The organism is Microbacterium oleivorans, from assembly GCF_023715745.1.
Lineage (GTDB): Bacteria > Actinomycetota > Actinomycetes > Actinomycetales > Microbacteriaceae > Microbacterium > Microbacterium oleivorans_D.
Genome location: NZ_JAMBOV010000002.1, coordinates 271,942 through 298,575, shown reverse-complemented (window position 1 = coordinate 298,575; position 26,634 = coordinate 271,942). Strand labels below are relative to the sequence as shown.

At 70.7% G+C, this 26,634-nt stretch carries 25 protein-coding genes and 1 pseudogene; 13 read left to right on the top strand and 13 right to left on the bottom strand.

The annotated features are described in order from the left end of the window. Positions 1 to 37: 37 nt before the first annotated feature. Both M3190_RS06220 and M3190_RS06215 read left to right on the top strand, forming a co-directional pair. Positions 38 to 919 (top strand): LysR family transcriptional regulator ArgP, encoded by an 882-nt coding sequence (locus tag M3190_RS06220; RefSeq protein WP_251579660.1) that lies wholly within the window; start codon positions 38 to 40, stop codon positions 917 to 919. A 105-nt stretch (positions 920 to 1,024) separates the two neighbouring features. After that, entirely contained in the window at positions 1,025 to 1,294 is a 270-nt protein-coding gene (locus tag M3190_RS06215; RefSeq protein WP_251579658.1) for a hypothetical protein, read from the top strand. Here the strand turns inward: M3190_RS06215 and M3190_RS06210 are convergent, their stop codons facing one another. Continuing rightward, a complete protein-coding gene (locus M3190_RS06210) occupies positions 1,295 to 2,137 on the bottom strand; it encodes a hypothetical protein (RefSeq protein ID WP_251579656.1) in 843 nt (280 codons plus the stop codon). A 106-nt stretch (positions 2,138 to 2,243) separates the two neighbouring features. Here M3190_RS06210 and M3190_RS06205 point away from each other — a divergent pair, with 106 nt between their 5' ends. Continuing rightward, the gene (locus M3190_RS06205; RefSeq protein WP_308222240.1) at positions 2,244 to 2,435 is read left to right on the top strand and encodes a DUF1272 domain-containing protein; all 192 of its coding nucleotides are present in this window, start codon (positions 2,244 to 2,246) and stop codon (positions 2,433 to 2,435) included. 13 nt (positions 2,436 to 2,448) lie between these two features. After that, on the top strand, positions 2,449 to 2,730 hold the full coding sequence (locus tag M3190_RS06200; protein WP_251579654.1) for an antibiotic biosynthesis monooxygenase: 282 nt from the start codon (positions 2,449 to 2,451) through the stop codon (positions 2,728 to 2,730). 1 nt (position 2,731) lies between these two features. On the opposite strand, the gene M3190_RS06195 is transcribed toward M3190_RS06200, so the two are convergent. From M3190_RS06195 to M3190_RS06185, 3 genes are all read right to left on the bottom strand, one after another. Beyond that, positions 2,732 to 4,444, bottom strand: coding sequence for an AAA family ATPase (locus tag M3190_RS06195; RefSeq protein ID WP_251579653.1), 1,713 nt, complete (start codon positions 4,442 to 4,444; stop codon positions 2,732 to 2,734). Between the two features lie 84 nt (positions 4,445 to 4,528). Continuing rightward, on the bottom strand, positions 4,529 to 5,008 hold the full coding sequence (locus M3190_RS06190) for an SRPBCC family protein (RefSeq protein WP_251579651.1): 480 nt from the start codon (positions 5,006 to 5,008) through the stop codon (positions 4,529 to 4,531). Beyond that, the gene (locus tag M3190_RS06185) at positions 5,005 to 5,571 is read right to left on the bottom strand and encodes a TetR/AcrR family transcriptional regulator (RefSeq protein WP_251579649.1); all 567 of its coding nucleotides are present in this window, start codon (positions 5,569 to 5,571) and stop codon (positions 5,005 to 5,007) included. Before M3190_RS06185 ends, M3190_RS06190 begins: the two co-directional genes overlap by 4 nt. Positions 5,572 to 5,641: 70 nt before the next feature. On the opposite strand from M3190_RS06185, the gene M3190_RS06180 reads away from it, so the two are divergent. Then, positions 5,642 to 6,211, top strand: coding sequence for a dihydrofolate reductase family protein (locus M3190_RS06180; protein ID WP_251579646.1), 570 nt, complete (start codon positions 5,642 to 5,644; stop codon positions 6,209 to 6,211). A 4-nt stretch (positions 6,212 to 6,215) separates the two neighbouring features. Here M3190_RS06180 and M3190_RS06175 read toward each other — a convergent pair whose 3' ends face one another. Continuing rightward, positions 6,216 to 6,878 (bottom strand): response regulator, encoded by a 663-nt coding sequence (locus M3190_RS06175; protein WP_251579643.1) that lies wholly within the window; start codon positions 6,876 to 6,878, stop codon positions 6,216 to 6,218. Continuing rightward, on the bottom strand, positions 6,875 to 8,446 hold the full coding sequence (locus M3190_RS06170; protein ID WP_251579641.1) for an ATP-binding protein: 1,572 nt from the start codon (positions 8,444 to 8,446) through the stop codon (positions 6,875 to 6,877). The genes M3190_RS06175 and M3190_RS06170 overlap by 4 nt, the downstream gene beginning before the upstream one ends. A 171-nt stretch (positions 8,447 to 8,617) precedes the next feature. On the opposite strand from M3190_RS06170, the gene M3190_RS06165 reads away from it, so the two are divergent. The 4 genes from M3190_RS06165 (at position 8,618) to M3190_RS06150 (ending at position 13,320) form a co-directional block, all read left to right on the top strand. Continuing rightward, positions 8,618 to 9,637, top strand: coding sequence for a Bug family tripartite tricarboxylate transporter substrate binding protein (locus M3190_RS06165; RefSeq protein ID WP_251579639.1), 1,020 nt, complete (start codon positions 8,618 to 8,620; stop codon positions 9,635 to 9,637). Then, positions 9,634 to 10,191, top strand: a complete 558-nt coding sequence (locus M3190_RS06160; RefSeq protein WP_251579637.1) for a tripartite tricarboxylate transporter TctB family protein — start codon at positions 9,634 to 9,636, stop codon at positions 10,189 to 10,191. Before M3190_RS06165 ends, M3190_RS06160 begins: the two co-directional genes overlap by 4 nt. A gap of 12 nt (positions 10,192 to 10,203) precedes the next feature. Continuing rightward, on the top strand, positions 10,204 to 11,889 hold the full coding sequence (locus M3190_RS06155; RefSeq protein ID WP_251579634.1) for a tripartite tricarboxylate transporter permease: 1,686 nt from the start codon (positions 10,204 to 10,206) through the stop codon (positions 11,887 to 11,889). A gap of 87 nt (positions 11,890 to 11,976) precedes the next feature. Then, positions 11,977 to 13,320 (top strand): hypothetical protein, encoded by a 1,344-nt coding sequence (locus tag M3190_RS06150; RefSeq protein ID WP_251580414.1) that lies wholly within the window; start codon positions 11,977 to 11,979, stop codon positions 13,318 to 13,320. 398 nt (positions 13,321 to 13,718) lie between these two features. Here the strand turns inward: M3190_RS06150 and M3190_RS06145 are convergent, their stop codons facing one another. The 3 genes from M3190_RS06145 to M3190_RS06135 are packed head-to-tail and all read right to left on the bottom strand — an operon-like array spanning position 13,719 to position 16,682. After that, on the bottom strand, positions 13,719 to 14,273 hold the full coding sequence (locus tag M3190_RS06145; RefSeq protein WP_251579621.1) for a hypothetical protein: 555 nt from the start codon (positions 14,271 to 14,273) through the stop codon (positions 13,719 to 13,721). Next, positions 14,270 to 14,965: a hypothetical protein gene (locus M3190_RS06140; RefSeq protein WP_251579618.1), complete on the bottom strand. Its 696-nt coding sequence runs from the start codon at positions 14,963 to 14,965 to the stop codon at positions 14,270 to 14,272. Before M3190_RS06140 ends, M3190_RS06145 begins: the two co-directional genes overlap by 4 nt. Before the next feature lie 40 nt (positions 14,966 to 15,005). Continuing rightward, positions 15,006 to 16,682, bottom strand: coding sequence for a sensor histidine kinase (locus tag M3190_RS06135; protein WP_251579616.1), 1,677 nt, complete (start codon positions 16,680 to 16,682; stop codon positions 15,006 to 15,008). Positions 16,683 to 16,771: 89 nt separating this feature from the next. Here M3190_RS06135 and M3190_RS06130 point away from each other — a divergent pair, with 89 nt between their 5' ends. The 3 genes from M3190_RS06130 to M3190_RS06120 all read left to right on the top strand — a co-directional run bounded on the left by M3190_RS06130 (position 16,772) and on the right by M3190_RS06120 (position 20,976). Further along, complete coding sequence (locus M3190_RS06130; RefSeq protein ID WP_308222239.1) at positions 16,772 to 17,143, top strand: response regulator transcription factor; 372 nt, start codon at positions 16,772 to 16,774, stop codon at positions 17,141 to 17,143. Positions 17,144 to 17,218: 75 nt separating this feature from the next. Next, the gene (locus tag M3190_RS06125; RefSeq protein ID WP_251579610.1) at positions 17,219 to 18,946 is read left to right on the top strand and encodes an ABC transporter ATP-binding protein; all 1,728 of its coding nucleotides are present in this window, start codon (positions 17,219 to 17,221) and stop codon (positions 18,944 to 18,946) included. Beyond that, positions 18,943 to 20,976: an ABC transporter ATP-binding protein gene (locus M3190_RS06120; RefSeq protein ID WP_251579608.1), complete on the top strand. Its 2,034-nt coding sequence runs from the start codon at positions 18,943 to 18,945 to the stop codon at positions 20,974 to 20,976. The genes M3190_RS06125 and M3190_RS06120 overlap by 4 nt, the downstream gene beginning before the upstream one ends. 7 nt (positions 20,977 to 20,983) lie before the next feature. On the opposite strand, the gene M3190_RS06115 is transcribed toward M3190_RS06120, so the two are convergent. Then, positions 20,984 to 21,700, bottom strand: coding sequence for a Type 1 glutamine amidotransferase-like domain-containing protein (locus tag M3190_RS06115; protein ID WP_251579606.1), 717 nt, complete (start codon positions 21,698 to 21,700; stop codon positions 20,984 to 20,986). Positions 21,701 to 21,761: 61 nt separating this feature from the next. Here M3190_RS06115 and M3190_RS06110 point away from each other — a divergent pair, with 61 nt between their 5' ends. After that, positions 21,762 to 22,850, top strand: a complete 1,089-nt coding sequence (locus M3190_RS06110; protein ID WP_251580413.1) for an alkene reductase — start codon at positions 21,762 to 21,764, stop codon at positions 22,848 to 22,850. A 6-nt stretch (positions 22,851 to 22,856) separates the two neighbouring features. On the opposite strand, the gene M3190_RS06105 is transcribed toward M3190_RS06110, so the two are convergent. The 3 genes and pseudogenes from M3190_RS06105 to M3190_RS06095 all read right to left on the bottom strand — a co-directional run bounded on the left by M3190_RS06105 (position 22,857) and on the right by M3190_RS06095 (position 26,606). Then, positions 22,857 to 23,156 (bottom strand): Dabb family protein, encoded by a 300-nt coding sequence (locus tag M3190_RS06105; RefSeq protein ID WP_251579596.1) that lies wholly within the window; start codon positions 23,154 to 23,156, stop codon positions 22,857 to 22,859. 11 nt (positions 23,157 to 23,167) lie between these two features. After that, positions 23,168 to 24,030, bottom strand: a pseudogene (erm, locus tag M3190_RS06100) (23S ribosomal RNA methyltransferase Erm). A 194-nt stretch (positions 24,031 to 24,224) separates the two neighbouring features. Then, positions 24,225 to 26,606, bottom strand: coding sequence for an acyltransferase (locus tag M3190_RS06095; protein ID WP_251579592.1), 2,382 nt, complete (start codon positions 26,604 to 26,606; stop codon positions 24,225 to 24,227). Positions 26,607 to 26,634: the final 28 nt, after the last annotated feature.

Sequence of the window (26,634 nt, the reverse complement as noted above, 5' to 3'; positions counted from 1 at the left end):
GCACGATGTGAAGTAAAGCTTCATTAGGCTCGCGGGCATGGACATCCCGCTCGAGCACCTGCGCACGCTGGCCGCCGCCGTCGACGCAGGCACCCTCGACCGTGCGGCGGCTCGACTCGGCATCACCCCCAGCGCGGTGAGTCAGCGGATCCGTGTGATCGAGCAGCGCGTCGGGCGTGTGGTGCTACGACGGACCAAGCCGGTGACGGCCACCGAGGCGGGCGAACCGCTGGTGCGGCTCGCCCGCCAGCTGGACCTCCTGGAGCACGATGCCCGCGCTGCCCTCGGCGACGAGACCGGGACGCCGCTCGTGCCGCTCGCCGTCAATGCCGATTCGTTGATCACGTGGTTCCTTCCGGCGCTGACGGCGGTCACCGCGGAGCACGCCGTCACATTCGAGCTCCACCGCGAGGACCAGGAACGGACGGCGCAGCTTCTCGCGGCGGGGACGGTGATGGCGGCGGTCACCTCGCAGCGCGAACCCGTCGCCGGATGCGTCGCCTCACCGCTCGGCCGGATGCGCTACACCGCCGTGGCGACGCGCGACTTCGCCGATCGCTGGTTCCCCGACGGCCTCGGCCGCACTGCGCTCGAGACGGCGCCCAGAGTGGACTTCGACCGCCACGACACGCTGCAGGACGCGTTCGCGCGCCGGCACGGCGCACGACGCGACGCGCCCCGGCACATCATCAGTGCGTCGGCCGAGTTCGCGCACGCGATCACGATCGGGCTCGGGTGGGGAATGCTGCTCCCGGGCCAGTTCGAGGCCGGCGTGGCTGATGGGACCCTCGTCGTCCTCGCCGATGACACGATCGAGGTTCCGCTGTTCTGGCAGCGGTGGAACCTCGCCTCCCCGTTGCTCGACACCGTCACATCCGCTGTCCGAGAAGCGGCCGAGCGGTCGCCGGCGATCGCGTAGCGCGCGGGTCGCGCGTCGTCAATCCCCTCTGCCCGCCCCTGTCCCCGGTCCATGGTGGTCACCTGGGATCTTTGTCGACTGGGCGAGCGGGATGAGGTGCGGAACATGTACGTGGATTCGGAGACGCTGCGTGCATCGCCGACTCGTCGGCCCGCCGACGCCCCGCCGCGCGCATCGCGCATCCAATGGGACCTGATCGCGGAAGACCGCTACGAGGTCCGGATCGCGGGCGAGGTGGCGGGTTTCATCGACGTCGTCGGAGCGGTGTTCGTGGTCCTCAGCGGTCCGCGGTACGACCGTGCCGAGGAGGTCGCTCAGACCCTGGTCTGGTCCACGGCGACGACCGCGCTCGATCAGCACCGCGCCCGCGGCTGATCACTCCCGCACCCGCTCCGCAGCGGATCTCGCCTTCTTCGCCGCCTCGCGCGCGCGTCGGCGTTGCTCCGTGAGGTCGGTGTGAGCGTCGCGGGCCCGCGCGATGTCGTCCTCGAGCCGAGCCCGCTCGCGATCGAGTTCGGCGAGACGATCCTCGAGCGACGCTGTGCGCTCCTGCGCCCTCCGCCAGTCCTCCTCGACACGGGCGAGGTCGCGCTCGGCGCTCTCGGCGTGGCGACGAGCCACGGCTGCCGCGCGAGCGGCATCACGAGCGGCGCGGCGCTCGGCGAGCTCATCGCTCGGCTCCGGCCGGGCTGTTCCGACCTCGAACGGGCCCGAGACCGCGTCGGTGAGGTCGGGCGCGTCCATTCCCGTGGCCTCGATGGGGCGCAGCAGCCGCCCACTCGAGACGGCGGCCGCGGCATCCGGGTCCCGCAGCGCGGCGTCGAGAGTCTGCTCGACCGCGATGCGGACGGCGCCGCCCACCTCCACACCGCGCTCGCCCGCACGCTTCACGGCGCGGTCGACGAGGTCGCGGAGGATGCTGCGACGACGGCGGGTGAGATCGGTGAGAGCGCGGGCGTCACCGGCATCCACTGCCTCCCGGAACTCGTCGGCGAGGTCGGCGGCCGGGGTGAGCGCGTCGGCGTCATCGGACGCGAGCAGGTTGACGACCCAGGCGGCGAGGACGGGCTTCCGGAGCTTCTTGATCGCCGCCGCGAGAACCTTGTCGGAAGCCTCCGCCGCGGCGGCGGTGCGCAACGCGACGAAATCACCGGCGGGAGCCACGCTCAGCCGCGCGGCGATCTCGATCAGCCGCGTGTCGTCCGTCTCGCCGGTCATCTGCCCATCCTCCCCCACGTCGGGCGCAACGGAATCGGCAGGATTACGCCGCTGGGCGGCAGGTGCCGGCCCGCGACGAGCTCGTCGCCCGTCCTATCGTCGGAGGATGCTGGAGATGCGCCCGACCTGCGAATCCTGTGCGTGCGATCTGCCGCCGAGGGGTGAGGCGTACATCTGCTCGTACGAGTGCACGTGGTGCGCCGGATGCCGCGATGGATTCCCCGGACACGCCTGCCCGAACTGCGGCGGCGACCTGCAGCGGCGGCCGACACGGGTGGTCCGCCCCGCCGACGGGTGATTGACTGCCGGGCATGACGTTCGCCGTGATCTCCGTCCATTCACCCAAGCCGGAACACCGCGACGCGGTGATCGACTCGATGCGCCGTTACAGCCGGGTCGCCCGTGAGCAGCCCGGGCTCGAGTGGACGGGTGTGGTCGACGACGAGGGCGGCCGCCTCGTCGGGATCGCGCTGTGGGAATCCGCGGAGTCCGCGGCTGCCGCGCGTCCCGCGCTCATGGCCGAGGTGGGCGACGATCCGTTCACGACGTGGGACGAGCGTCCGATCGAGAGCTTCCGCGGGCCCGCTCGCTGACTTACAGCCCGTCCGCGACGGCGGCGGCGGCGCGCATCCAGGCGTCCTTCGTGCGGGACTGCAGGGCGTCGTAGCGGATCCGCCCCGCCTTGAGGGCATCGTCGAAGGGGATGATCTCGACGGCGCGCACGTGCCCCTCGAACCCGGCAGCGATGCGCTGCGCGGCACCGATGCCGGCGCGTTCGGATTGACCGACCACGACGACGGCACCGTCGGCGAGACGTCGGGAGTGCTCATCCCGCCTGCGCAGCGCGTCGAGAAGGAGCGCCGCCGACTCCGCCGACTCAGGGGCAGCCAGCGTCGGGACGACCAGCTGGTGCGCGGAGTCGATCATGCGCAGCCAGCGGTCGGCGGACTCGTCATTGCCGGAGTCGAAGATGACCATGCGGTAGTACCGCGCCGCGACCTGTGCGAGCAGATCGAAGTCGGCGGTCGTGATGCGCTGGTCGGCGGCCAGCAGCTCGGGGTTCGACCGCAGCACGTCGTAGCGATCGACGGACTGGTGGTGGACGAATCGTGCGATGTCGGAGACGGATGCCGTCGCCTCGAGCAGCCGCGTTGCTTCGGGGAGCAGGTCGCGGATCGTCGTGTCGTAGTCGCCCTGCTCGGTGCGCCACCCGAGGGTGCCACGGGTGTCGTTGTTGTCCCAGGCGAGGACGTTGCCTCCGCCGTGGCGGGCGAACACCGCCGACAGGACGGCCGTCGTCATCGTCTTGCCGACGCCGCCCTTGCCGTTGGCGACGGCGATGGCGCGGCATCCGGCCCACTGGCGGGAGACCGTCCTCTCGCGCTCCGCGCGCTCGAGCTCGGCTCTGGAGGGAGGGATCTTGATGCCGAGCCGCACGAAGAAGGACCGCCAGCCGGTCACCTGTGCGGGGTGGTTCGTGGGCGGCTCGATGAACGACGGGCGAGCGCCGTCCGCGGCGGATGCCTCGAACGGCGTCTCCGGCGACGGGGCCGCATCCGCGGTGGCGGGCTCGGATTCCGCCGGGGACTCGAGCTCGGGCTGGGAATCCGGCTCGGGCGTCTCGTCGGGCTCGGGCGTCTCGCCGGGCTCGGGTATCTCGTCGGGCTCAGGTGCCGGCTCCGGCTCGGGTGCCGCGTCAGCCTCGGCATCGAAGGACTCGCGGGCGACGTCGACGGGATCGGTTCCCGTCGCAGAGGCGGCCGCGGGGATCTCGGTCACCCGGGCGGGCGCCCACTCGGCGGGAGCCTCATCGTCGTCGAGGTCGTCGTCGTCGCCGCTGTCGAAGACGGGCGCGCGTTCGTCGGTCTGGCTTACGGGCGTCGGAGACGCGGGGAAGAACGCGGGGACCTCGTCGACGAGGTCGGGGTCACCGGCCGGCTCGACGACGGCGTCGTACTGCTCGTCCTCTGCTCCCGCATCCTCCTCGTCGGCGGGGGCCGGGTCGGTGGTCCACCACGCCTGCTGTCTCAGCTCCGCGCGCGTGACCGTGCGGTCGTCGACCTCGACGTCGATGTCGCCGGACGGATCGATGATGAGGAGGTGCTCACCGCGGTCGCCACTGGTGTGCAGCTCGACGGGGATGCCGGTGGCCGCGGCATCCGCTCTCACCCGATCGACGATGAGCCGCCGGACGCCGTCCGCGTCGACGGCGTCGAGCACCTGATCGACGCCGTCGAGCGTCGTGAACCGTGCCGACCCCCCGCTGACGTGCGCAAACGCACGTGCCGGTTCACTGCCAGTGCTCATGGGTTCCTCTCGCGGGGGACGGACGCGCTCCCACGCTATCGCGCCGCGCACGGAAATCCCCGGTGGACGGGAAGAGTCGCCGCCTCACCGGCCGTCGACGCCCCGATTGGCGGTGACCTTCTCGACCAGGACCTCGTTGCGGGAGCGAATGAGCCGCCGCAGGTAGGGCTTCAGCAGGAGCGGTTCGACGATCCGTCCGAGCAGGGGCGAGCGCAGCGTCACCGTGTCGGTCATCAGGGTGAGATCGCCGTCCCTCTCGAAGCGATGCTCGTGGCGGAAGGCGCGGAACGGCCCTCGCACCTGCTCGTCGACGAATCGCCGCGGGCGGTCGAGGGCGGTGATCTTCGAGGTCATGGTCCACATCACCCCGAAGTGACGCGCGCGCCAGGTGACCGTCTCCCCCAGCCCGATCGTGCCGCTGGTGACGCCGGCCACGGCGCGCTCGCCCGATCGACGCATCGAGTCCAGGTGCGCGTCGATCGACAGCGAGAGGTCGAACAGCGTCGCGGGGTCGCACGCGACGCGGGTCACCTCGGTGAAGGTGGTCCCGCCGCTGCCGGTCACGGCAGCAACCGCGACACGAGGACGTCGACAGCGTGGTCCACGCCGAGACCGTCGTCCAGCGGCTGGGTCAGCCGGTCGAAGACCAGACCGTCGAGCGCGTAGTGGAACAGGGCGATCTCGAGGGCATCCCCGGGCAGGCGCGCTGCGCGATTGAAGGCGACGTCGTTCTCGAAGCCCTGACGACGCCACTCGGCGAGTGCGCCCGCGACCTCGGGACGACGCGCGGCCTCCAGACGCAGTTCGAACAGGGCGAGGGCGACGTGCGGGTCGGCCATCAGGCGGCGGACGATGTCACGGATGTAGTCACCGAACACCTCGCGGCTGGGTTCCCGATCACGCAGAGGCGCCAAGGCGGTGAGGTCGGGCGCGAGGCGCTGTCCGATCCGCTCCACGAGGGCCGCGATGAGATCGGTTCGCGTCGCGAAGTAGTTCGACGCCGTGCCGCGCGGGGTGCCTGCGGCGGAATCGACGGCGCGATGGGTGAGCCCGCGTGCCCCCTCGACGGCGAGGACGCGGATCCCGGCGTCCGCGAGCGCGGCGCGTCGTTCGTCGTTGCGGGCCATGGGGCGACTGTAGCGCGATCACGACACATGTCGTACATTAACCACGACAAAAGTCGTGAATGGAGCTGTGATGCGTGAACTCGTCTATTACGTCGCCGTCAGCCTGGACGGCTTCATCGCCGGACCTGACGGCGAGACGGATGCATTCCCGGTCGAGGGGGATCACATGCGCACCCTGCTCGATGAGTTCCCGGAGACCCTTCCCGTGCACGTCGCCGAGACCCTCGGCATCCCACTCGCCGCGGGACGATTCGATACCGTGATCATGGGGCGCAACACACTGGCTCCGGCTCTGGAGATCGGGGTGCCGAGCCCCTACCCGCATCTGCGGCAGGTCGTCGCGACTCACCGGCCGCACGGACTCTCCGCCGAACTCGACGTCACCGATGAACCGCTGCGCACGGTGCGCGAGCTGAAGACCGAGCCGGGCGCGGACCTCTGGCTGTGCGGCGGTGGTCAGCTCGCGGGGTCATTGCTCCCCGAGATCGACCGCCTGATACTCAAGCGCAACCCCGTGACGTTCGGCTCCGGCCTCCCGCTCTTCGGCGGATCGGCCTACACGCCACGGTCGTTCGACCTGGGCCGTGCGCGCGCGTTCGATTCCGGAGTGGTGATCGAGGAGTACGCGGCGGCGCGCTGATCGCCTACACGACGTACCGCGTGCTCGGCCGACCCGCCGTCGCGTAGTCCATCGTGCGGCGGGCAGCCCCCTCATCGGCGAGGTGCTCGAGGTAACGCCGGCAGCTCACACGTGACAGGCCGAGCTCGGCTGCGAGGTCGGCCGCCGTCCCCCCGCCGAGGCGCCGCAGCGCGTCGTGCACCAGGTCGAGCGTCTCGCGGGTGAGTCCCTTCGGCAGCGACCTGCGCGCGGACGGACGCATGACCGCGTCGATCCGCGTCTGATCGAGGGTGCCACCGGATGCCGCGGCCCCCCGTTCGGCGATGACGTCGTCGATCCGCTGGTGCAGGTCGTGCGCGGTGAACGGCTTCACGATGTAGTGGCGCACGCCCATGAGCCGCGCGTCGCGGACTGTCTCGACGTCGCGGGCAGCGGTCACGGCGACGACCTCGGGCTGGCGGACGGCGGCATCCGCTCGGACGGCACGCAGCACCTCGATGCCCGAGAAGCCCGGCAGGTGGACGTCGAGGAGCACCAGGTCGGGTTGGAGCGAGCGGATCGCCGCGACGGCATCGGGACCGGATGCCGCGGTGCCGATGAGCTCGCACTCCGGGTGGGCGGCGACGAATCGACTGTGGAGGTGCGCGACGGCAGGAGCGTCGTCGACGACCAGCACGCGGAGGCTCACGACACCCTCGCGGCGACGGGCAGCACGACGCGGAAGCAGGCGCCACCGAGTTCGGAGCGGCTGAGGACGACGTCGCCCGAGTGTCGGCGGGCGATGCGACGCACGAGTGCGAGCCCCACACCCCGGGTGCGGGCGCTCGGATCCTTCGTGCTGACACCCTCATCGAACACGCGGTCGGCGAGAGCCGGGTCGACGCCGGGCCCGCTGTCCTCGACGACGATGACGACTCCGTCGGCATCGGCGCGGACGGCGAGCGCCAGGGTGTCGCCCGCACGGCAGGCGTCGAACGCGTTGTCGACGAGGTTGCCGACGACGGTGACGAGATCGCCCGCGACGGCGGCGGGAACGGCACCCTCGGCATCGATCGAGAACGTGATGCCGAGCTCCCGCGATCGCGCGAGTTTCGCCGACAGAAGTGCGGCGAGCTCGGAACCGAGCTGCTCGCCGGCGGCACCGATGTCGAGCGAACCGCCCGGCTGCATCCGCGCGATGAAGTCGCGCGCGTCGTCCCAGGCGCCGAGTTCGAGGAGCCCCGACACCACGTGCATCGAGTTCGCGAACTCGTGCGCCTGCGCGCGCAGGCCGTCGGTGAGGGACTGCTGACCGTCCATCTCGCGGACCGCCTGGTGCAGCTCGGTGTGATCGCGCAGCAGCAGCGTGCCGCCGACGGGCCTGCCGTCGTCGTCGTGGAGACCGGTCGCACGCGCGATCAGCGGCCGCTCCCCCGCGAGCACGAGGCGCCCCTCGCGCTCCCCGTTGACGAGGACCTCGTGGATCGGCCCTTCGAGCACGATTGCGGCGCGTTCGCCGACGAGCGGTCCCGCGCCCAGCAGCCGGACCGCCGCGTCGTTGGCACTCACGACGACGCCGTCGCGGTCGACCCGCACGACGCCCTCCGACAGGCGGTGGAGCATCGTCTCGCGCTCGCCCACGAGCTCGGCGATCTGCCCCGGCTCCAGCCCCAGGATGCGGCGACGGATGAGGGCTGCCACACCGGCCGCCCCGAACACGCCGACGACGGCCGAGCCGCCGAGGGCGAGCAGCAGCCAGGGCAGGCGCGACTGCACGTCGGCGGCGAGCTCGGACTCGAGCACCCCGACCGACACCGATCCGATGATTTCGCCCGAGACGCCTCCGCCCACGTACAGCGGGACCTTCACCCGGTACGACTCGCCGAGCGTGCCGGTCTCGGTGCCCGACCACACCTGACCCGACAGCGGAGCGGACGGGTCGGTCGAGACCGCCTCGCCGATGCGGTCCTCGTTGGGATGCGAATAGCGGATGCCGGCGGCATCCGTCACGACGACGTAGGTGAGATCGGATGCCTCGCGGATGACCTCGGCGATCGGTTGGATCGTCGCGCTCGGGTCGGGGTCGTCGAACGCCTCGGCGATGGAGGGCAACCGGCTGATGGAGAGGGCGACCCCCACCATCCGCTCCCGGTAGGACTCTCGGATGGAGCGCTCCTGCAGGGAGATCGCGACGACCCCGGCGATCACGATGACAACGCAGACGATGAAGGCTTGCAGCAGCAGCAGCTGCCATCTCAGCGACATCGCTCGGGGCACGCGCTCATTCTCCCCCGCGGCGCCCGGGCATGCCCACCGCGAGCGGGACCAATACTTTCCGAACTCGCTCTTAGTTGCGCAAGCGCGACAGCCCTCGGCGCGGTCTCTAGCGTCTGTCCGAACGGACGTCGAGGCGAGGATGCCTCGGCGGAACTCGAAGAGGAGTCCCCCATGCGCAAGTCCCTCGCGATCGTCGCCCTCGGCGGTGTCGCCGCCCTCGCCCTCTCGGGCTGCAACCCCCGCGGCGCCGCCGTGGGCGGCGGCGGCACGGAATCCGAGGCGGCTGCGGCCCAGGTCGACGACGTCAGCATCATCGTCCCCGCCGACCCGGGCGGCGGCTGGGACCAGACCGGTCGCGCCGTCTCCGCCGTGCTCACCGACGAGGACCTCGTCGGGACGGCCGCCGTCACCAACATCGGCGGCGCGGGCGGCACGGTCGGTCTCGCGAGCCTCGCCAACGAGAAGGATCCCTACACGCTCATGGTGACGGGCCTCGTGATGGTCGGCGCCGTGGAGACGAACGCCGCGGAGAACCGGATGGAGGACACGACCCCGATCGCTCGCCTCACCGAGGAGCCGCTCGTGGTGGTCGTCCCGGCCGACAGCGAGTACCAGACCCTGCAGGATCTCGTCGACGCCGTGGTCGCGGACGGGCAGTCCGTCACCATCACGGGCGGCTCCGCGGGCGGCGCGGACCACATCCTCGCTGGGCTCCTGCTCGAAGAGGCAGGCCTCGACGGCGCCGGCATCACCGAGAAGCTCAACTACATCCCGAACGCCGGTGGTGGCGAGGCGGTCTCGCTCCTGCTCGGCAACAACGCCGCCGCCGGCATCTCGGGTGTCGGCGAGTTCGCGGAGTACGTCGAGTCCGGCGACCTCCGCGCCCTCGCCGTCTCGAGCGAGGAGCCGGCGCAGCTGCTGCCGGAGACGCCGACGATGATCGACGAGGGCTTCGACATCACCTACACGAACTGGCGCGGCCTGCTCGCCCCGGGCGGGATCAGCGACGCGGATGCCGAGGGCCTGGTGAACCTCGTCACCGAGATGCACGAGTCGGCCGCCTGGCAGGAGGCGCTCGAGACCAACGGCTGGACAGACGCCTTCCTCACCGGCGACGAGTTCACGACCTTCGTCGACGACAACATCACCGAAGTCACGGGGACGCTGAAGAACATCGGTCTCGTGTCATGAGCGAGAGCACTCTGGACCGGGGCGCGCAGGAGACCGCGCGCCCCGGCTGGGGGGCGGACCGCATCGGCAACCTGATCTTCGCCGCCGTGATCGTCGCCTTGGGGGTCTTCGCCCTGGTCGGCGCATTCTCCATCCGTGTGCCGGCCGGCGGGGTGATCGGCCCCCAGGTGTTCCCGTTCCTGGTCTCGGCGATCCTCCTCGCCTCGGGTGCGTTCCTGGTCGTCGCCGCGATGCGCGGGAGGGTCGCCACCCCTGAGGACGGCGAGGACATCGACCCGGATGCGAAGACGGACTGGTGGACGATCCTCAAGCTCGTGGGGCTCGTCGTCGGCGTCATCGTCCTCCTCGAGATCCTGGGCTGGTGGATGGTCGCGGCGCTCCTCTTCGGCGGCGCCGCCTGGACCCTCGGCGCCAAGCGGCCGTGGGTCGCCTTCCTCGCCGGGCTCGTCCTGGGTATCGGCACCCAGCTGCTGTTCGGCGAGGGCCTCGGCCTGTCGCTGCCCCGCGGCATGGCCTTCGACTGGTGGTACGGCCCCGGTCCCCTGTTCGGCTGATCGGAAGAGATCATGGACGCTCTGAACTCCCTCATGGCGGGCTTCGCGACAGCGCTGCAGCCCGAGTACCTCCTCTTCGCCTTCATCGGCGTGATCGTCGGCACCGCCGTCGGTGTGCTCCCGGGCATCGGCCCGGCGATGACCGTCGCGCTGCTGCTGCCGCTGACCTACTCCCTCTCTCCGACGGCGGCGATCATCACGTTCGCCGGCATCTACTACGGCGGCATGTACGGCGGGTCGACGACCAGCATCCTGCTCAACACCCCCGGCGAATCGGCGTCGGTCATCACCGCCATCGAAGGCAACAAGATGGCCAAGCTCGGCCGGGGCGCCGCGGCACTCGCGACCGCGGCGATCGGCTCGTTCGTCGCCGGAACGATCGCGACGGCCCTGCTGACGCTGTTCGCCCCGATCATCGCCCGCTTCGCGGTCAACCTCGCTCCGGCGGACTTCGTGGCCCTGATCGTGGTCGCCTTCATCACCGTCGGCGCCCTGCTCGGGTCCTCCCCCGCGCGGGGTCTCGCGTCGCTCGGCATCGGCCTGCTCATCGGACTCATCGGCACCGAGGTGACGACCGGGCAGGCGCGGTACACCCTCGGCATCCTGGCCCTGTCGGACGGCATCAGCGTGGTGCTCGTCGCCGTCGGCCTCTTCGCGATCGGCGAAGCGTTCTACGTCGCCGCGCGGCTGCGGCACGGACCGATCCCGGTGATCCCGGTGACCCGCGGCTGGCGCAACTGGATGACACGTGACGACTGGAGGCGCTCGTGGAAGCCGTGGCTGCGCGGCACGTTCATCGGCTTCCCGGTGGGGACGATCCCCGCCGGTGGCGCGGACGTCGCGACCTTCCTCTCGTACGCGAGCGAGAAGAGCCTCTCGAAGAACAAGAGCCAGTTCGGTCGCGGCGCGATCGAGGGCGTCGCCGGTCCCGAGGCCGCGAACAACGCGGCGGCGGCCGGCGTGCTCGTGCCGCTGCTGACGCTGGGCCTGCCCACGACGGCGACCGCCGCGATCATCATCACGGCGTTCCAGTCGTACGGCATCCAGCCCGGTCCGCAGCTGTTCCAGAACCAGGGCGACCTGGTGTGGGCGCTCATCGCGAGCCTCTACATCGGCAACGTGCTGCTCATCATCCTGAACCTGCCGCTGGCGGGCATCTGGGTGAAGCTGCTGCAGATCCCGCGACCGTACCTGTACGCGGGCATCATCACCTTCGCGGTGCTCGGAGCGTACGCGGTCAGCTTCTCGACGCTCGACATCGCGATCCTCCTGATCGTGGGAGCGCTCGGGTATTTCATGCGCCGGTTCGGCTTCCCGATCGCGCCGCTGATCGTGGGCCTCATCCTGGGCCCCATGGGCGAGCAGCAGCTGCGCAAGGCGCTGCAGCTGAGCCAGGGCGACCTCGGTGACCTCGTGCTGCACCCCTTCGCCGCGGTCGCCTACTCGGTGCTCGCCGTGCTGCTCGTCGCGGGTCTGTGGCTCAAGCGGCGCCAGAGCCGCTACGAGCGCGCGCTCGAGGCGTCGCTCGCCGCTGAGGAGGGCCACCCGCAGGCGGCCGTGGACCGGATGTGGGATGCCGGTGACCGCCCGACCGACGTCCGCACCGACACGATCCGTGCCGAGCTCGCAGCGGCCGCCGCGAAGCGCGAGCGCCGGGGACGGCGGGGAACCGGCGACTCGGACGGCGGCGCCGGCTGAGTCGCGGCATCCGCTGACGCCCGCCCGATCCCCGCGGTCGGGCGGGCGTCGTCGTGCCGGTGCCACTACGGTGAGACCGTGCGAACGATGCTCGGCCTGGCGTGGCGGCTGCTCGTGCGCCACTGGCCGGCCCTGCTCGCCTGGTACCTCGCGGGAACCCTGGGCCGCTACATCGGCCTCGAGGTCGCGGGCTTCGTCGGCGGATACACGGCCCTCGGCGGCATCCTGCTGATCCCGATCGCCATCCTGGCGAAACTCCTGGGCTACGTCGGCATGTTCCTCGTCCTTCGGGACGGCATGGTGCGGCTGGGGGCGATCGCCCCTCCGCCGACGGAACCGCGGGCGCGGCGCATGGCCTTCCGCGACGCGATGCTGTCGTCGATCCTGCCGTTCATCGCCGTCTACGCGGCCCTGGGGTTCCTGATCGAGGATGTCGCCAGCTACCTGGACACCGCACTGCAGGTCAAGATCGGCCGCGACGCGACGGCCGCCGCCACGGGCGTCGACATCGACACCTCCGGCGCCGTGGACAAGCTCTCGTGGGAGCCGTGGACGATCCTCGTGGTCGTCCTCGCGTTCGCCGGCCGCTGGGCGTGGAACCGCTGGCGTGACCGCCTCCCTCGCTGGAGCTCCCTCGCGGCGACCTACCTCGAGGGCCTGTGGGTGTTCCTGGCGGCCTACTTCATCGGCGATGCCTTGGGGCAGGTCTCGGCCTGGGTGCAGTCGCGTCGTGCGATCGCCTGGATCGGCGATCTCCGCGAGACCGTCGGCGCCTGGTTCGCGCCGCTCGGATGGGCGTGGGATGCCGTGGCCACCGTCGTCGCCGCCGCCGCGGGGCTCATCGGCGTGCCCCTCGCCTGGCTGACCGTCGCGGGGGTCATCTACGGCCAGGCCGTGGCTCCTCAAGGGCTGCAGTGGCGCGGACGCCTCGTGGAACGGGCGCGGCAGCGCTACGGCACCGTCCCGCAGCGGCTGCGCCGCAGACTGGGCGACATCGGCGCGAGCGTCGGTGCGAGGTTCCAGCCCGTCTGGCGCGCACTCGTCCTGATGTGGCGCGGTGGGCCGATCCTGATCGGCGGGTACGTCCTCGCGTACGTCCTGCTGCTGCTCGGCCAGGACTACATCGACTTCGCGGTGACGCGCCTGGTCGGACCGCAGAGCCCTGTCGAGTTCTGGCGATCATGGGGGGCGATCTTCCTCCTGGTCGCGCCGCTCATCATCGAACCGTTCCGCACGGTGCTGATCGCGAGCACGTACGACGCCACCGTGGGTGCTCTCATCGGGGCCCCCGTCGTCGCGTCAGGGCACGACGACGAGTCGCGCGTAGCGCGGCAGCTCGTCCACGATCAGGAGCTCGACGCCGAGCGGTCCGTCGACGTCGTCGGGGACGATGAACGGGACGTCGATGCTGAACGGGCCCGCCGGGAATAGCTCGGCCTCGGGATCCATCGGACACAGCGTGTACCGGTTGTAGTCCCACGGCACGAGTGCCGTGTCGGCTTCGAAGACCCGCTCCCTCCCGTCGAGCTCGCGGAGCGCGTAGACCTGGCACCCCGTCACGCCCCCGTGCCGGTCGACCGGGACCCTGACGGCGAGGATCTTCGTGCCCGCCGGGATCTCCGTGTCAGCGATGGTGGTCTCCGTCACTCGCGCGGGCCCGAAGGTGACTCCGCCGAGGTCGACGGACTCCCCCTGCTGCGCAGTGACGGCGAACGTCGGCTGCCCGCTCGCGGTCTTCCACCACTCCCAGCCGCAGAAGACTCCGACCGTGACGGGGACGAGGATGCCGAGAGCGAGAAGTGCGCCCCGATTGCGTCGCCACCAGCCGCTCACACGCCACCCCCCGACAATGCCGCCAGTTCGTGGTCGTCGTCCCGGGGCAGCTGCCCCAGCTCGACGGGGAGCTCGACGACGGAGTCCAGCCGCCAGTCCTGATCGTCGACCGTGAGCCGGATGACGGCGTCACCGCGACGGAGGTCCGCCGGCAGTTCGAACGCCAGGCTGCCGCTCGTCGGAACACCGACTTCGAGCTGCCGGCCCAACAACGACGCCTCCGGTCGCTCACTCGCGCGGTAGGTCACGCCGTCGATGACCAGCACGGCCAACCCGAGACGCACGGAGATCTCGGTCGATCGCGACTCGACGTCCGCGTCGACGAAGACCCAGTTGCCTTCCGCAGACCACCCGTTCGCATCCGACAGTGCGTCCGCTGCCCCGACGTCGGTGACGGTGACGATCATCTCGCGACCGACGGCGTGATCCCCGACGGCCACGGTCTGGATGAAGGAGGACTCGGTGAGCTCTTGCCCCGGGGTCACCTGGGTGACGAACCACGCGGCGACGAGCAGGAGGATGCCGACGCCCCAGACTCCCGCACGTTTCACTCCGACTCCTCCGCGGGCGGCTGGTGGGCCCCGGCGCCGACATCCGTCAGTGGAACGTCCATCGTCGCGACGACGATGGGGGTGTCCCACCAGCGCCCCTCCAGGATCAAGGCGCCCTCCCGGAGCGTGAAGTCCCGGATCTCGAGTTCGAGTGCGTCGTCCGCCGACAGCTCGTCCTCGTCGATGACCCAGGCGACGACGAGCTCGGCGGGAACAACGGGCTGAAGCCAGACCGACGTCGTCGCGTCGTCGAGTCGCGCGACCGCATCCGGCGCCCGTCCGTCCAGGTTGGCGGCGATGAGCGAGCCCGCCAGCCCCGTCGGCGTCGACGTCGACGTCCCTCCGGGCAGGGCGGTGTCCCACACGTTCTCCGCGCGGACGACGGCAGCGACCACACGCTGTCCCTTCTCCGGGTCGGCGTAGGCCCCCGCGTCGGGCAGGGTGTCGATCAGCACCGCCCGCTCCACCGTGATCGACAGCATGTCGTTGCGGTGCTCGTCGCCCGGCTGCAGCGTCGCGAGGGGCGGGGCGGCGACGGCCTCGAGGCCGCCGAACGCGGCCGCCGCACCGAGGAACACCGCGGTGAGGACGCCGGGGATCCAGGCGGTCGGCACCCGGTCGGTCGCTTCGCGCAGCCACCGGGTGTTCCGCGAGGACCGGCTGTCCCGCGGCTCGTCTCCGGAGGCTGTCACGGCGTCATCCTAGCGACGCGCGCACCGGCATCCACTCTCCTCATGCCGACAGGGCGAACTCCTCCGCCGGCGGCGTCGTCTCCCTCGTGCGCGGGAGCGACAGGCCGATCGTCGTCCCCTCGCCCGGTTCGCTCTCGATCGTGACCTCGCCGCCGTGCGCGTCGACGATGGACTTCACGATGGACAGCCCCACCCCGATGCCCTGGACGGCGTTCTTGCGCACCGAGCTCGCGCGGTAGAAGCGGTCGAACACGCGCTGCTTGTCCTCCGCGCTCATCCCGATACCGGTGTCGGAGATCGATATCAGCGCCCGCTCGCCCTCGCCGCCGACACGCACCGTGACCGAGCCGCCGCGCGGAGTGAACTTGACGGCGTTGGTCAGGATGTTCTCGATCGCCTGCTCGATGCGGCGCGCGTCCACGTCGGCGACGACGCCGTCGCCCTCGCGTTCGACGGACAGGGACACACCCGCTTGACTGGCGAAGGGCGTCACGACGGCCACGGTCTCCTCGACCAGCGCGACGACATCGACCGGCGCGGGCGCGAGCACCATCCGCTTGTTGCCCGCGGTGAGCAGCTGCGAGACCCGCTCGAGCAGGACCTCACCGTTGCGTGCGATCGCGCTCAGCGCCTGCGCAACGCCGAGCTTCTCGGCATCCGGTCCGAGCGTGTCGACGACGTGCTCGGTGTACCCCACGACAGAAGTCAGCGGTGTCCGCAGCTCGTGCGACACGGTCGTCAGGAACTCCTCGCGCGCCTCGACGGCGTCAGCGAGGTCGGTGACGTCGTAGGCCGCGATCACGGTGCCGAGCAGCGCTCCGTCGGGCCGGTGCACCTGGCGGGACGACGAGAGGATCGCCGTCTGGTTGCTTTCCGGACCGCACCACTCGAGATGATTGTGGATGACCTCGCCACGGAGGGCGCGCGGCACGAGCTGCTGCTCCCACGGGACGGGTGTCGTCCGGTCGCCCCGACACACGTTCGGCCCCGCGTAGGGCGGATCGTCGAAACGGAACCCGACCGATTCGGCGAGCTTCTGCGCAGCACGGTTGGCGAGCACCAGACGACCGTCGGCGTTGTAGAAGGCGACGGCACCGTTGACGGTGTCGAGCACGGTGCGCAGCACGAGTTCGTCGTCCCTCGACTGCGCGAGCGTCGACGCGAGCGACTCGGCGGTGTCCTGCACTTCTCGCCGGCTCCGGCGGAAGCTGCCCGCCGCGAGATGGATGCCGACCGAGATGCCCGTCGTGAGGACGGGCAGCGTCACCAGGTTGAGGACCATCAGCGGCGTCGAGAGCGACTCGAGCCGCATGGCCAGCGGAAGGGCGGAGATGAGGATCCCGCCGAGGAGGACGAAGGACAGCGCCGGCCAGCGGTACCGCAGTGCGATCCACGCGAACGGCATGAGGCAGAGCACACCGACGGTCGGGATGTAGCCGAACAGTTCGGCGCGGACCAGCGCCACCGAAACGACGTCGACGAGCGGGACGACGATGCCCCACGGCGTCAGCAGCCAGCCCCGCCGCGACGGGACGAAGGCGACGGATGCCGCGACCGCCGCACCCGCGCCGGCGAGCAGCAGCGGCGACGTCCACAGGCTCGGCACCGCGAGACCCGCTGCCACGACGACGAAGAGCGTGCCCGCGAGGAACGGCAATTGCAGCCGCAGGAACAGATCCCCCGACTGCATCGGTGTCCACAGAGTTTTCCTACTCACATCGGCCCCCTTTTACCAGAAAAGCTCCGGCGATCCCCCCGCCGCGACCCGGGTTCTTCCACGACCCGTGATCGTGTCAGAGTACGGGGGTGGACATATCCGTGCTCGTGGTTGACGACGACGACGACATCGCTATGCTCCTTGTCTCCAGTCTCGAGCGAGCCGGGATCGTCGCCGGGCGCGCGGGCAACGGCCGCGAAGCGGTCGAGCGGGTCGTCGCCGACCGCCCCCGGGTCGTCCTGATGGACTGGATGATGCCCGGCACCGACGGCATCCAGGCCTCTCGGGAGATCCGCGCCGCCGACATCCCGCAGCCGCACATCATCATGCTCACCGCACGCGTGCACACCTCGGACCGCGAGGAGGCGCTGCGGGCGGGCGTCGACGAAGTCGTGGCCAAGCCGTTCCGGCCGCGTGAGATCGTCGCGCACGTCACCGAGCTGCTCGAGCACGCGGGCTGACGACCGCTACGCCGACAGCGGACATCCGCCCGTAGGGGGACGCGGATGTCGGCGGCCGGTGGCACTCTGATTCGTATGCTCGGAACCCTTCTGGTGCGCTACCTGCGCACTTATCGCTGGCTGGTGGTGGGCGTGCTGGTCTTCCAGTTCGCGTCCGCGATGGCCGCGCTGTACCTTCCCCGCCTGAACGCCGACATCATCGACAACGGCGTCACCCGCGGCGACATCGGCTACATCTGGTCGCACGGTGTCCTGATGCTGACCATCGCTCTGGGGCAGATCGTCGCCTCGATCATCGCCACCTTCTTCGCCGCCCGGGCCGCGATGGCCGTCGGGCGCGACCTCCGTCGCGACGTCTTCCAGCGGGTGAGCGGCTTCTCGGAGCGCGAGGTGACGCAGTTCGGGGCCGGCTCGCTCATCACCCGCAACACCAACGACGTGCAGCAGGTGCAGATGCTCGCGATGATGGGCGCGACGATGCTCGTGACCGCACCGCTGCTGGCGATCGGCGGCATCATCATGGCGCTGCAGCAGGACGTCGGCCTCAGCTGGCTGATCGGCGTCTCGGTGCCGACGCTGCTGGTCGTCGGCATGCTCATCATCAGCCGTATGGTGCCGCTGTTCCGCAGCTACCAGAAGAAGCTCGACGCGGTGAACCGCATCATGCGCGAGCAGCTGACCGGTGTGCGCGTGGTCCGGGCCTTCGTGCGCGAGCGCATCGAGGAGGAGCGCTTCCGCGGCGCGAACACCGACATCATGATCGTCGGCCGCAAGGTCGGCTCGCTGTTCGTCCTGATGTTCCCGCTCGCCATGCTGATCCTGAACGTCACCGTCGTGGGGGTCATCTGGTTCGGCGGCATCGAGGTGAACGAGGGGTCCGTGCAGATCGGCACCCTGTTCGCCTTCATGCAGTACATCGGTCAGATCCTGATGGGCGTGCTCATGGCGACGTTCATCACGATCATGATCCCCCGCGCCGCGGTGTCGGCCGACCGCATCGGCGAGGTCCTCGCCGTCGAGGGCGGCCTCGTCAAGCCGGCGCAGCCGGTCTCGCAGTTCCCGACGCCCGGCACCGTCGAGTTCGACGACGTCACCTTCACGTACCCCGGAGCCGATGAGCCGGTCCTCGCGGGCGTGAGCTTCTCCGCCGCACGCGGTGAGACGGTCGCGATCGTCGGTTCCACCGGCGCCGGCAAGACCACGCTCGTGTCTCTCCTCCCGCGGTTGTTCGACGTCACGAGCGGGTCGGTGCGGGTCGCCGGTGTCGATGTGCGTGACGCCGACCTCGACGAGCTGTGGAAGGGCATCGGTCTCGTGCCGCAGAAGGCCTTCCTGTTCACGGGGACCGTCGCCTCGAACCTGCGGTTCGGGCGCGAGGACGCGACCGATGACGAGCTCTGGCACGCCCTCGAGATCGCGCAGGGGCGTGACTTCGTCGAGGAGATGGATGACCGTCTCGGCGCTCGCATCGCGCAGGGCGGCACGAATGTCTCCGGCGGGCAGCGTCAGCGTCTGTCGATCGCGCGCGCGATCGTGCATCAGCCCGACATCCTCGTCTTCGACGACTCGTTCTCGGCTCTCGACCTGTCGACGGACGCGAAGCTCAGGCAGGCGCTGTGGCGCGAATTGCCGCAGGTGACCAAGATCGTCGTCGCGCAGCGCGTGTCGACCATCACGGATGCCGACCGCATCGTCGTGCTCGACGGCGGTCGGATGGTCGGCGTCGGCACGCATGACGAACTGCTCGCCTCGAACGCGACGTACCGCGAGATCGTCGAATCGCAGCTGGGGGTGGACGCATGAGCGCGCCCGAGAAGGAGATGACCGAGGAGGAGCGCGCCGAGGCGGAGCTCGCCGAACAGGCACGCCTCAACAGCGGCAGCTGGGACTCCGTCGCCCCGGGCAAGGCGTCGCAGTTCGGTCCGAGCTTCTTCCGCATGATCGGTCTGCTCTCCCCGTTCAAGTGGTGGTTCGGACTCGTCACGGTCGCCGGCGCGATCGGCGTCGTGCTCGCGGTGATCGCCCCGAAGGTGCTGGGCGAGGCGACCAACATCGTCTTCGAAGGCTTCCTGTCGAACTTCCTCGGGCAGAACCCCGCGCTGGCGGGCCTCTCGCAGGAGGAGGCCGTCGCCGCGCTGCGCTCTCAGGGCCAGGACGACTTCGCCAACATCGTGGGGGCGATGCAGAACTACGCCCCGGGCGCCGGTGTCGACTTCGACGCACTGAAGGTCGTCATCACGTGGGTTCTCGTGATCTACGTCGTCTCGGCGGTCCTGACCTGGATGCAGGGCTACGTCATCAACGTGATCATGGTCCGCACGATGTGGCGGCTGCGCGAGCAGGTCGAGGCGAAGCTCAACCGGCTGCCGCTGTCGCACTTCGACCGGGTGCAGCGCGGTGAACTGATCTCCCGCGTCACGAACGACATCGACAACATCACCCAGACGATGCAGCAGTCGCTCTCGGGCGCGTTGACCGCGATCCTCACGGTCGTGGGTGTGCTCGTGATGATGTTCTCGATCTCGTGGCAGCTCGCTATCGTCGCGCTCGTCGCGCTCCGCCTCATGGCGGTCATCTTCGGCATCATCGGACCGAAGTCGCAGAAGGCGTTCGGGGTGCAGTGGCGCAAGGTCGGTCGCCTCAACGCCCGCGTCGAGGAGTCGTTCTCCGGCCACTCGCTCGTGCGGGTGTTCGGTCGCGAGGCCGACGCGCAGGCCAAGTTCCAGGAGGAGAACGAGGAGCTGTTCCAGGCCGCGTTCAAGGCGCAGTTCCTGTCGGGCATGATCATGCCCGGCATGACGTTCATCGGCAGCCTCACGTACGTCGGCATCGCGGTCCTCGGCGGTCTGCAGGTCGCGAGCGGCCAGCTGCGGCTCGGCGACGTGCAGGCGTTCATCCAGTACTCGCAGCAGTTCACTCAGCCGCTGTCGGAGCTCGGTGGCATGGCGGCGGTCGTGCAGTCGGGCACCGCCTCGGCTGAGCGGGTGTTCGAGCTGCTCGACGCCGACGAGCAGGATCCGGATGCCGCCGACGCCCCCGCCCGGGGCGACGGCCGCGGTGTCATCGAGTTCGAGCACGTGAAGTTCTCCTACACCCCGGAGCACCCGCTCATCACGGACCTCTCCTTCCGGGTGGAGCCGGGTCAGACGGTCGCGATCGTGGGGCCGACGGGTGCAGGAAAGACGACGCTCGTGAACCTGCTCATGCGGTTCTACGAGCTCGACGGCGGCCGGATCCTCCTCGACGGGCAGGACATCGCCCAGCTCTCCCGCGACGACGTCCGCTCCCGCACCGGCATGGTGCTGCAGGATCCGTGGCTGTTCGCCGGATCGATCCGCGAGAACATCCGCTACGGCCGCGAGTCGGCGACGGACGACGAGATCGTGGATGCCGCAGTGGCGACGCGCGTCGACAGGTTCGTCCGGTCGCTTCCCGACGGCTACGACACCATGCTCGACGAGGACGCCTCGAACGTCTCGGCGGGCGAGAAGCAGCTGATCACGATCGCCCGCGCGTTCGTCGCCCAGCCGGCCGTGCTGATCCTCGATGAGGCGACCTCATCGGTGGACACCCGCACCGAGCTGCTGCTGCAGCACGCGATGGCCGCGCTCCGCGAGGGGCGCACCTCGTTCGTCATCGCGCACCGCCTCTCGACGATCCGCGACGCCGACCTCATCCTCGTGATGGAGCACGGCGACATCGTCGAGAAGGGCACGCACGAGGAGCTCATCGCAGCGCAGGGCGCGTACTACCGCCTGTACCGATCGCAGTTCGAGCAGGCGCACGACGATCTCGTCGACGCGCCGGTCGAGGAGAACGCGCCGACCGAGTGAGCCCGTCTCACCCGCGGGCGGTCAGCCGAGTGACGAGGGCCGACCGCCCGCCGGGTGCGACGTGCCAGGCGGCGCCGAGTCCGGCGACTGTCGGCGTGCTGCCAGGGTCGGTGACGACGAGCGCGGTGTGCTCGTCGACGCCGTAACCGGACGGGACGAGCCCGGCGGCCACGGCGGCGGTCAGCCGGGTGACGGTGCCCCACTGCGCGGCGTGGACGTCGACGGCGAAGGGCACGAGACCCAGTCCGGGGACGACGAGGAGCTCGTCCTCCTCCTCGGCGGCGTCCTCGCTCGCCACGGGCACGCCGTCGAGCCGCCACCCGCCGACCAGAGCGGAGGATGCCGCGATCGCCGACCCTGCGGAGAAGCCGATGTACGGCATCCCGCCCGCCACGCGCTCGCGCACGAGCGGTGCGACATCGGCGAAGGCGCGTGCGTAGGCGGGGGTCAACCCGCCGCCGACGACGAGTGCGTCGATGTCCTGCACGTCCTCGGTCTCAAACCGATCACCCTCGACGAGGCTGACCACCTCGGCGTCGGCACCGGCGAGCTGCGCGAGACGTCGCCACCGCGGAACCGACTCGTGGTCATCCGCCTCGATGACGAGGAGCACTCGGACGCGCCCCGCACCCACGAGGGCGTCGGTGAGCAGGGGGACGACGTGGTCGTCGTCACGTCCTCCACCGAGGAGGCACACGCGGACAGGACGGAAGGAAGGCGGCATGGGGGCGATCGTATCGGGCGTCGTGGAATACGACGGTCGGCCGGTGTCGTTCCCCCTCAGCATGAGCCTGTACGAATCCGCCGTCTTCGGTGATCTGGACCTCTCCAATCGCGTCGTCATGGCGCCGCTGACCCGCACACGGGCGGGCGACGACGGCGTGCCGACGAACGACATGGTCGAGTACTACCGGCAGCGCGCCGGCATGGGTCTCATCGTCTCGGAGGGCACCTGGCCGGTGCGCGAGGGGATGTCGTACCTCGGGCAGCCCGGCATCGAGACGCCCGAGCAGATCGAGGGCTGGCGCCGCGTCGCCGACGCGGTGCACGCCGAGGGCGGCACGATCGTCATGCAGCTCATGCACGGCGGCCGCGTCTCGCACCCTGCGATCTCGGGGGTCGACCGCGTCGTCGGCCCGAGCGCGATCGCCTCTCCCGGTGAGGGGCGCACTCGTGACGGCAAGGTCGCCCTGCCCGTCCCCCACGCGCTGAGCACGGCGGAGGTCTCCGGCGTCGTCGAGCAGTTCGTGCAGGCGGCGCGCAACGCGATCGCCGCGGGCTTCGATGGCGTCGAGGTCCACGGGGCGAACAGCTACCTCGTGCACCAGTTCCTCTCCCCCGAGTCGAACGTCCGCGACGACGTCTACGGCGGGTCCCCGGAGAACCGCGCACGTTTCGCCGTCGAGGTGACCCGCGCGGTCGCCGACGCGGTCGGGGCGGGGCGCACCGGCATCCGTCTCTCACCGCAGCACCAGATCCCGGGTGTGCTCGAATCGGACGACGCGGACGCCCTCGCGACCTACACCGCGCTCGCCCAGGGTCTCGCCCCGCTCGGTCTCGCGTTCGTCGACCTCCTGCACGCCGACCCGAAGAGCACGATCGTCCAGCGGATCCGGCACGAGGCGGCCGCACCGTCGATCGTGAACTCCGGCTTCGGCACGATCACGACGCGTGAGGAGGCCGAAGAGCTCGTGCTCGAAGGCTGGGCCGACGCCGTGGCGGTGGGCCGTCCCGCGATCGCGAACCCCGACCTGGCCCTTCGGTGGGAGCAGCGGGCCGAGCTCAACGAGCCGCGGCCGGAGTACTTCTACACGGGCGGGGCCGTCGGCTACACCGACTACCCGTCGCTGGCCGAGGTGCGCGCGGAGCGCTGAGCCGGATCAGTCGCCGGCGACGAAGTCGTACTCCTGGAAGGCACGCACCTCGTGCTGCCAGCGGCTCTCGACGAAGGCGACGTGGTCGGGATGCGCGGTGTACGCGTCGTACGCGTCCTGGTCGTCGAAGAGCATGGTGAACTGCCAGCGCAGGTCGCTCTTGTCGCTGATCTGACGGTTGACACGGAATTGCTGCACCCCGGGGATCGCCGTGAGCGACCGCTGGGCGTCCGTCAGGAACGTCTTCTCTTCCGAGGAGTCCTCCGCGTGGTGGAGGGCGAACACGACGGTGTGCTGAATGGTCATGGTGACCAAGGCTAACCCTGCGCGATCGTTCCTCGGCGATCTGTCGGCGGACCTCGTCGACGGTCGCGAGGACGGAGATGACCTCGTCGTGCGGATGCAACGGAGCCTGTCAGAAGTCCTTCGCGTGCCACAGACCCGACCACTGGCGAGCGCTGAGATCGCGTGGAAGGGAGTCGTGCTCGATCCCGACTCGGTCGAGCACGCGCCGCGCTGCGGGCCGCGGCATCCGCCTCGCCGTCGAGAGGATCGCGGCCATCCCCCGTCCGCGCGAGGTGAAGACGTCGCCGACGAACCGTTCATAGGCGCGGCGCTCCGCGAGCGGGACGAGCGGTGAACCACGCCGGGTGATGGAGAGGATGCCGCCGTCGACGCTCGGCATCGGCCGGAACGCGCGCGCGGGAACCCGGCCGTGCAGCGCGAACTCGAACCACGGCGCCGCCTGTGCGGTGAGCAGGGTGCCGCCGCCGACGCCGGCGCGTTTGCGCGCGACCTCCCACTGGGTGAGCAGGACGGCGTCGCGCCAGACGGGGCGCTGGAGCAGTCGCCGCAGGATCGGCGTCGTGAGGTGGAACGGGACATTGCCCGCGATCACCGCCGCATCGAGCGGATGCCGCAGGGCGTCGGCGTGCGCGACACGCACCCCCGGGTGCGCCCGGCGGAGCTCGGCGATGCGGCGCTCGTCGATGTCGATCGCGCAGAGGTCGCGACCGAGTCCGGCGAGCGCGGAGGTCAGTGCGCCGCCACCCGCGCCGATCTCGAGAATCGCGCCGTCGGTCGCCGCGACGAGCGCAGCGACCCGGTCGATCGTGGGTTGGTGGATGAGGAAATTCTGGCCGAGTTCGTGGCGGCCGCCGTGGACGGAACGGGTACGCATGAGCGCTCCAAAAGAAGGATCGGAGCACCCCGGTGAGCGGGTACGGGGAAGGACGCGCTGCCGGGGTGCGAGGACATCCCGGAAGACGGCGCGATCACACGGAACCAGCGACGCGCCGTCAGGCGCGGCGGTTGCGGACCGAGAAGACGAACGCCGTCGTCGGCGCTGCGAATATCGTTCCCATGCGCCCGAGTCTATCGCGGCGCCTCGAGCAGCCCCATCCCATCGAGCGCCTGCCGCAGCGCGGGGGCGATGTGCTGTGCGTACTCGACCGTCAGGTGCGTCTGGTCGTACTTCGTGGGGATCGTCCCCGCGAAGGGCGGGCAGACCTCGTCGGCACAGGTGAACGGCAGGGACGACAGCGCGTGGCCGCCGTCCGTCTTCGCCGACGACTCCGAGATCGCCTCCATCGTGCGCCAGGTGCCGTCGACGGCGCTGTCGCACGCCCGGGGCGAAGAGGACGGCGTGTAGCAGGCGGTCAGACTGACGCCCTGCGGCGGCGGGGCGAGGAACAGCATCCGATCACCCATCTCGTAGGTCGCGGCCTCGCGTCTCTGCGCGGCGATCAGCGCGTCAGCCGACAGGTCTTGACCGGCGACCGTGTGGCCGAGGGTGAACGCGTTCGACATGACGACCAGGTCGGGGCGGTCGACCAGGATCATCGACCGCACGGCGGCCTTGCGCTCCTGACAGCTCGCCATGACCTGCGGGTCGTCGTTCTCGACCAGGACGTCGGTGAAGCGGCATCCGTACATCCCCATCGCGGTGACGCGGATGCCGCCGGCGCTGTCGTCCGCCATCGTTCGGAAGGCGGGCGCGTACGCCATGGCCGTCGAGTCGCCGACGACCCAGATGTGCAGGGGCGCGTCACCGCTCCCCCACGAACACGAGGCCGGGTCGGGCGTCGCGCCGGGATCGAAGCACGCATGCGCGGGGTTCGCGCCGGACGAGGCGCTCATGACCCGATCGAGCGACGGGTCGAGCGCCGGCCAGGCGTCGGCGGTGACGGCGGCGGCGAGCTCGGCCTGCAGGTCGACACCGGGGTCGCCGACGACGGTGGGAGCGGACGGCGCGGGCGCCGTCTCAGGCAGGGTGATCCGCGGGCCGTGACCCGACGCGGTGACCCACAGGGCGCCGGCGAGGGCGATGATGACGAGCCCGGCGGTGGCGAGGAAGACCTGGCCGCCGAAGCGCTCGCGCCAGGCTGCGAGCCCCGCGGATTCGGCCGGGGCTGCTGCCGCCGCCAGGGGCGTCGACACTGAAGGCGTGGGCACAACAGCAGCCGTGGGCGTCGACGGCGCGGGCGCCGCGATCGCCCTGGAGGGCTCCGGCGCCGGCGCGCTCGGTCGGGTCTGCCCGGGGTAGTACCGCGTCCCGGGTGTCCATCCAGCCGGCCGGTGCGTCGCGGCGGGTGCCGGTGTCGCCGCGGGCGCCGGTGTCGCCGCTCGCGGCGGTTCGATCGGCGCGCGGGCCGGCCCGGGGACCGCGGCGCCCCGCGGCATCCCACCGAGGAACGGCGCGTACCGGAGGGGCTGCTCGACGATGAGGTAGGACGCGAGCCCGAGGACGAGGGAGGCGCTGAGGACGATCCAGAGGCGGATCTCGGAAGTCGGGAGCAGCGCCTCGGCGAAGACCACGACCGGGAAGTGCCAGAGGTACAGCGAGTACGAGGCGTCGCCGAGGAAGACGGCGATCGGGTTGGACAGCGGCAGGAGGTGGCGATGCCGGGGGTCGCCCGCGACGCCGCCGGCGAGCACCAGCGCGGTCGCGGCGACGGGTGCGGCCGCCCATGGCGCCGGGAACCCGCCTCCCGCGGGGTCGATGAGCAGCAGGGAGGCGACGACGGTGCCGAGACCGACCCACTGGAGCGCGCCGCCGAGGGCGCGCGGGAGCCTGCGCAGGAGCGGCGCGCACGCGGCGACGACCGCACCGACTCCCAGCTCCCACGCGCGCGTCAGCGTGGAGAAGTAGGCGACGGTCGCCTGCGTGTCGGACTGGATCAGAGCCCACCCGAAGGATCCGGCGACGACGGTGACGGCAAGCGTGGCCGCCACGGCGCGGAGTCGACCTCGCCCCAGGAGGGCGAGCAGCCCGATCAGCAGGACGGGCCACACGAGGTAGAACTGCTCCTCGACGGAGAGCGACCAGAAGTGCTGCAGCGGTGAGACCGCGCCGGTGTCGGCGAAGTAGTCCGTGCCCAGCGCAGCGAAACGCCAGTTGGATGTGAGGAGGGCGGCCCAGGCGGCATCCCACAGCGCCTGCTCGCCACGCGTGCGGTTGAACAGGAACCACGCGGCGGTCGCGACGGTGATGAGCACCACGAGCGCCGCGGGCAGAAGCCGGCGAGCGCGACGGGCGTAGAACCCGCGCAGCGAGATCCGGCCCGTCTCCCCCGCCTCGCGCAGCAGCATCCCGGTGATGAGGAAGCCGGAGATCACGAAGAACACGTCGACGCCGAGGACGCCGCCCGCCGGCCACCCGGCGGCGTGTGCGCCGATGACCGCGAGGACGGCGAGGGCGCGCAGGCCCTGGACGTCGCGGCGCGGTTCAGCGGGGTTCGGGGTGTCGGTGTCCATGGAGGGAGCCGACGATGAGTCTATGGGA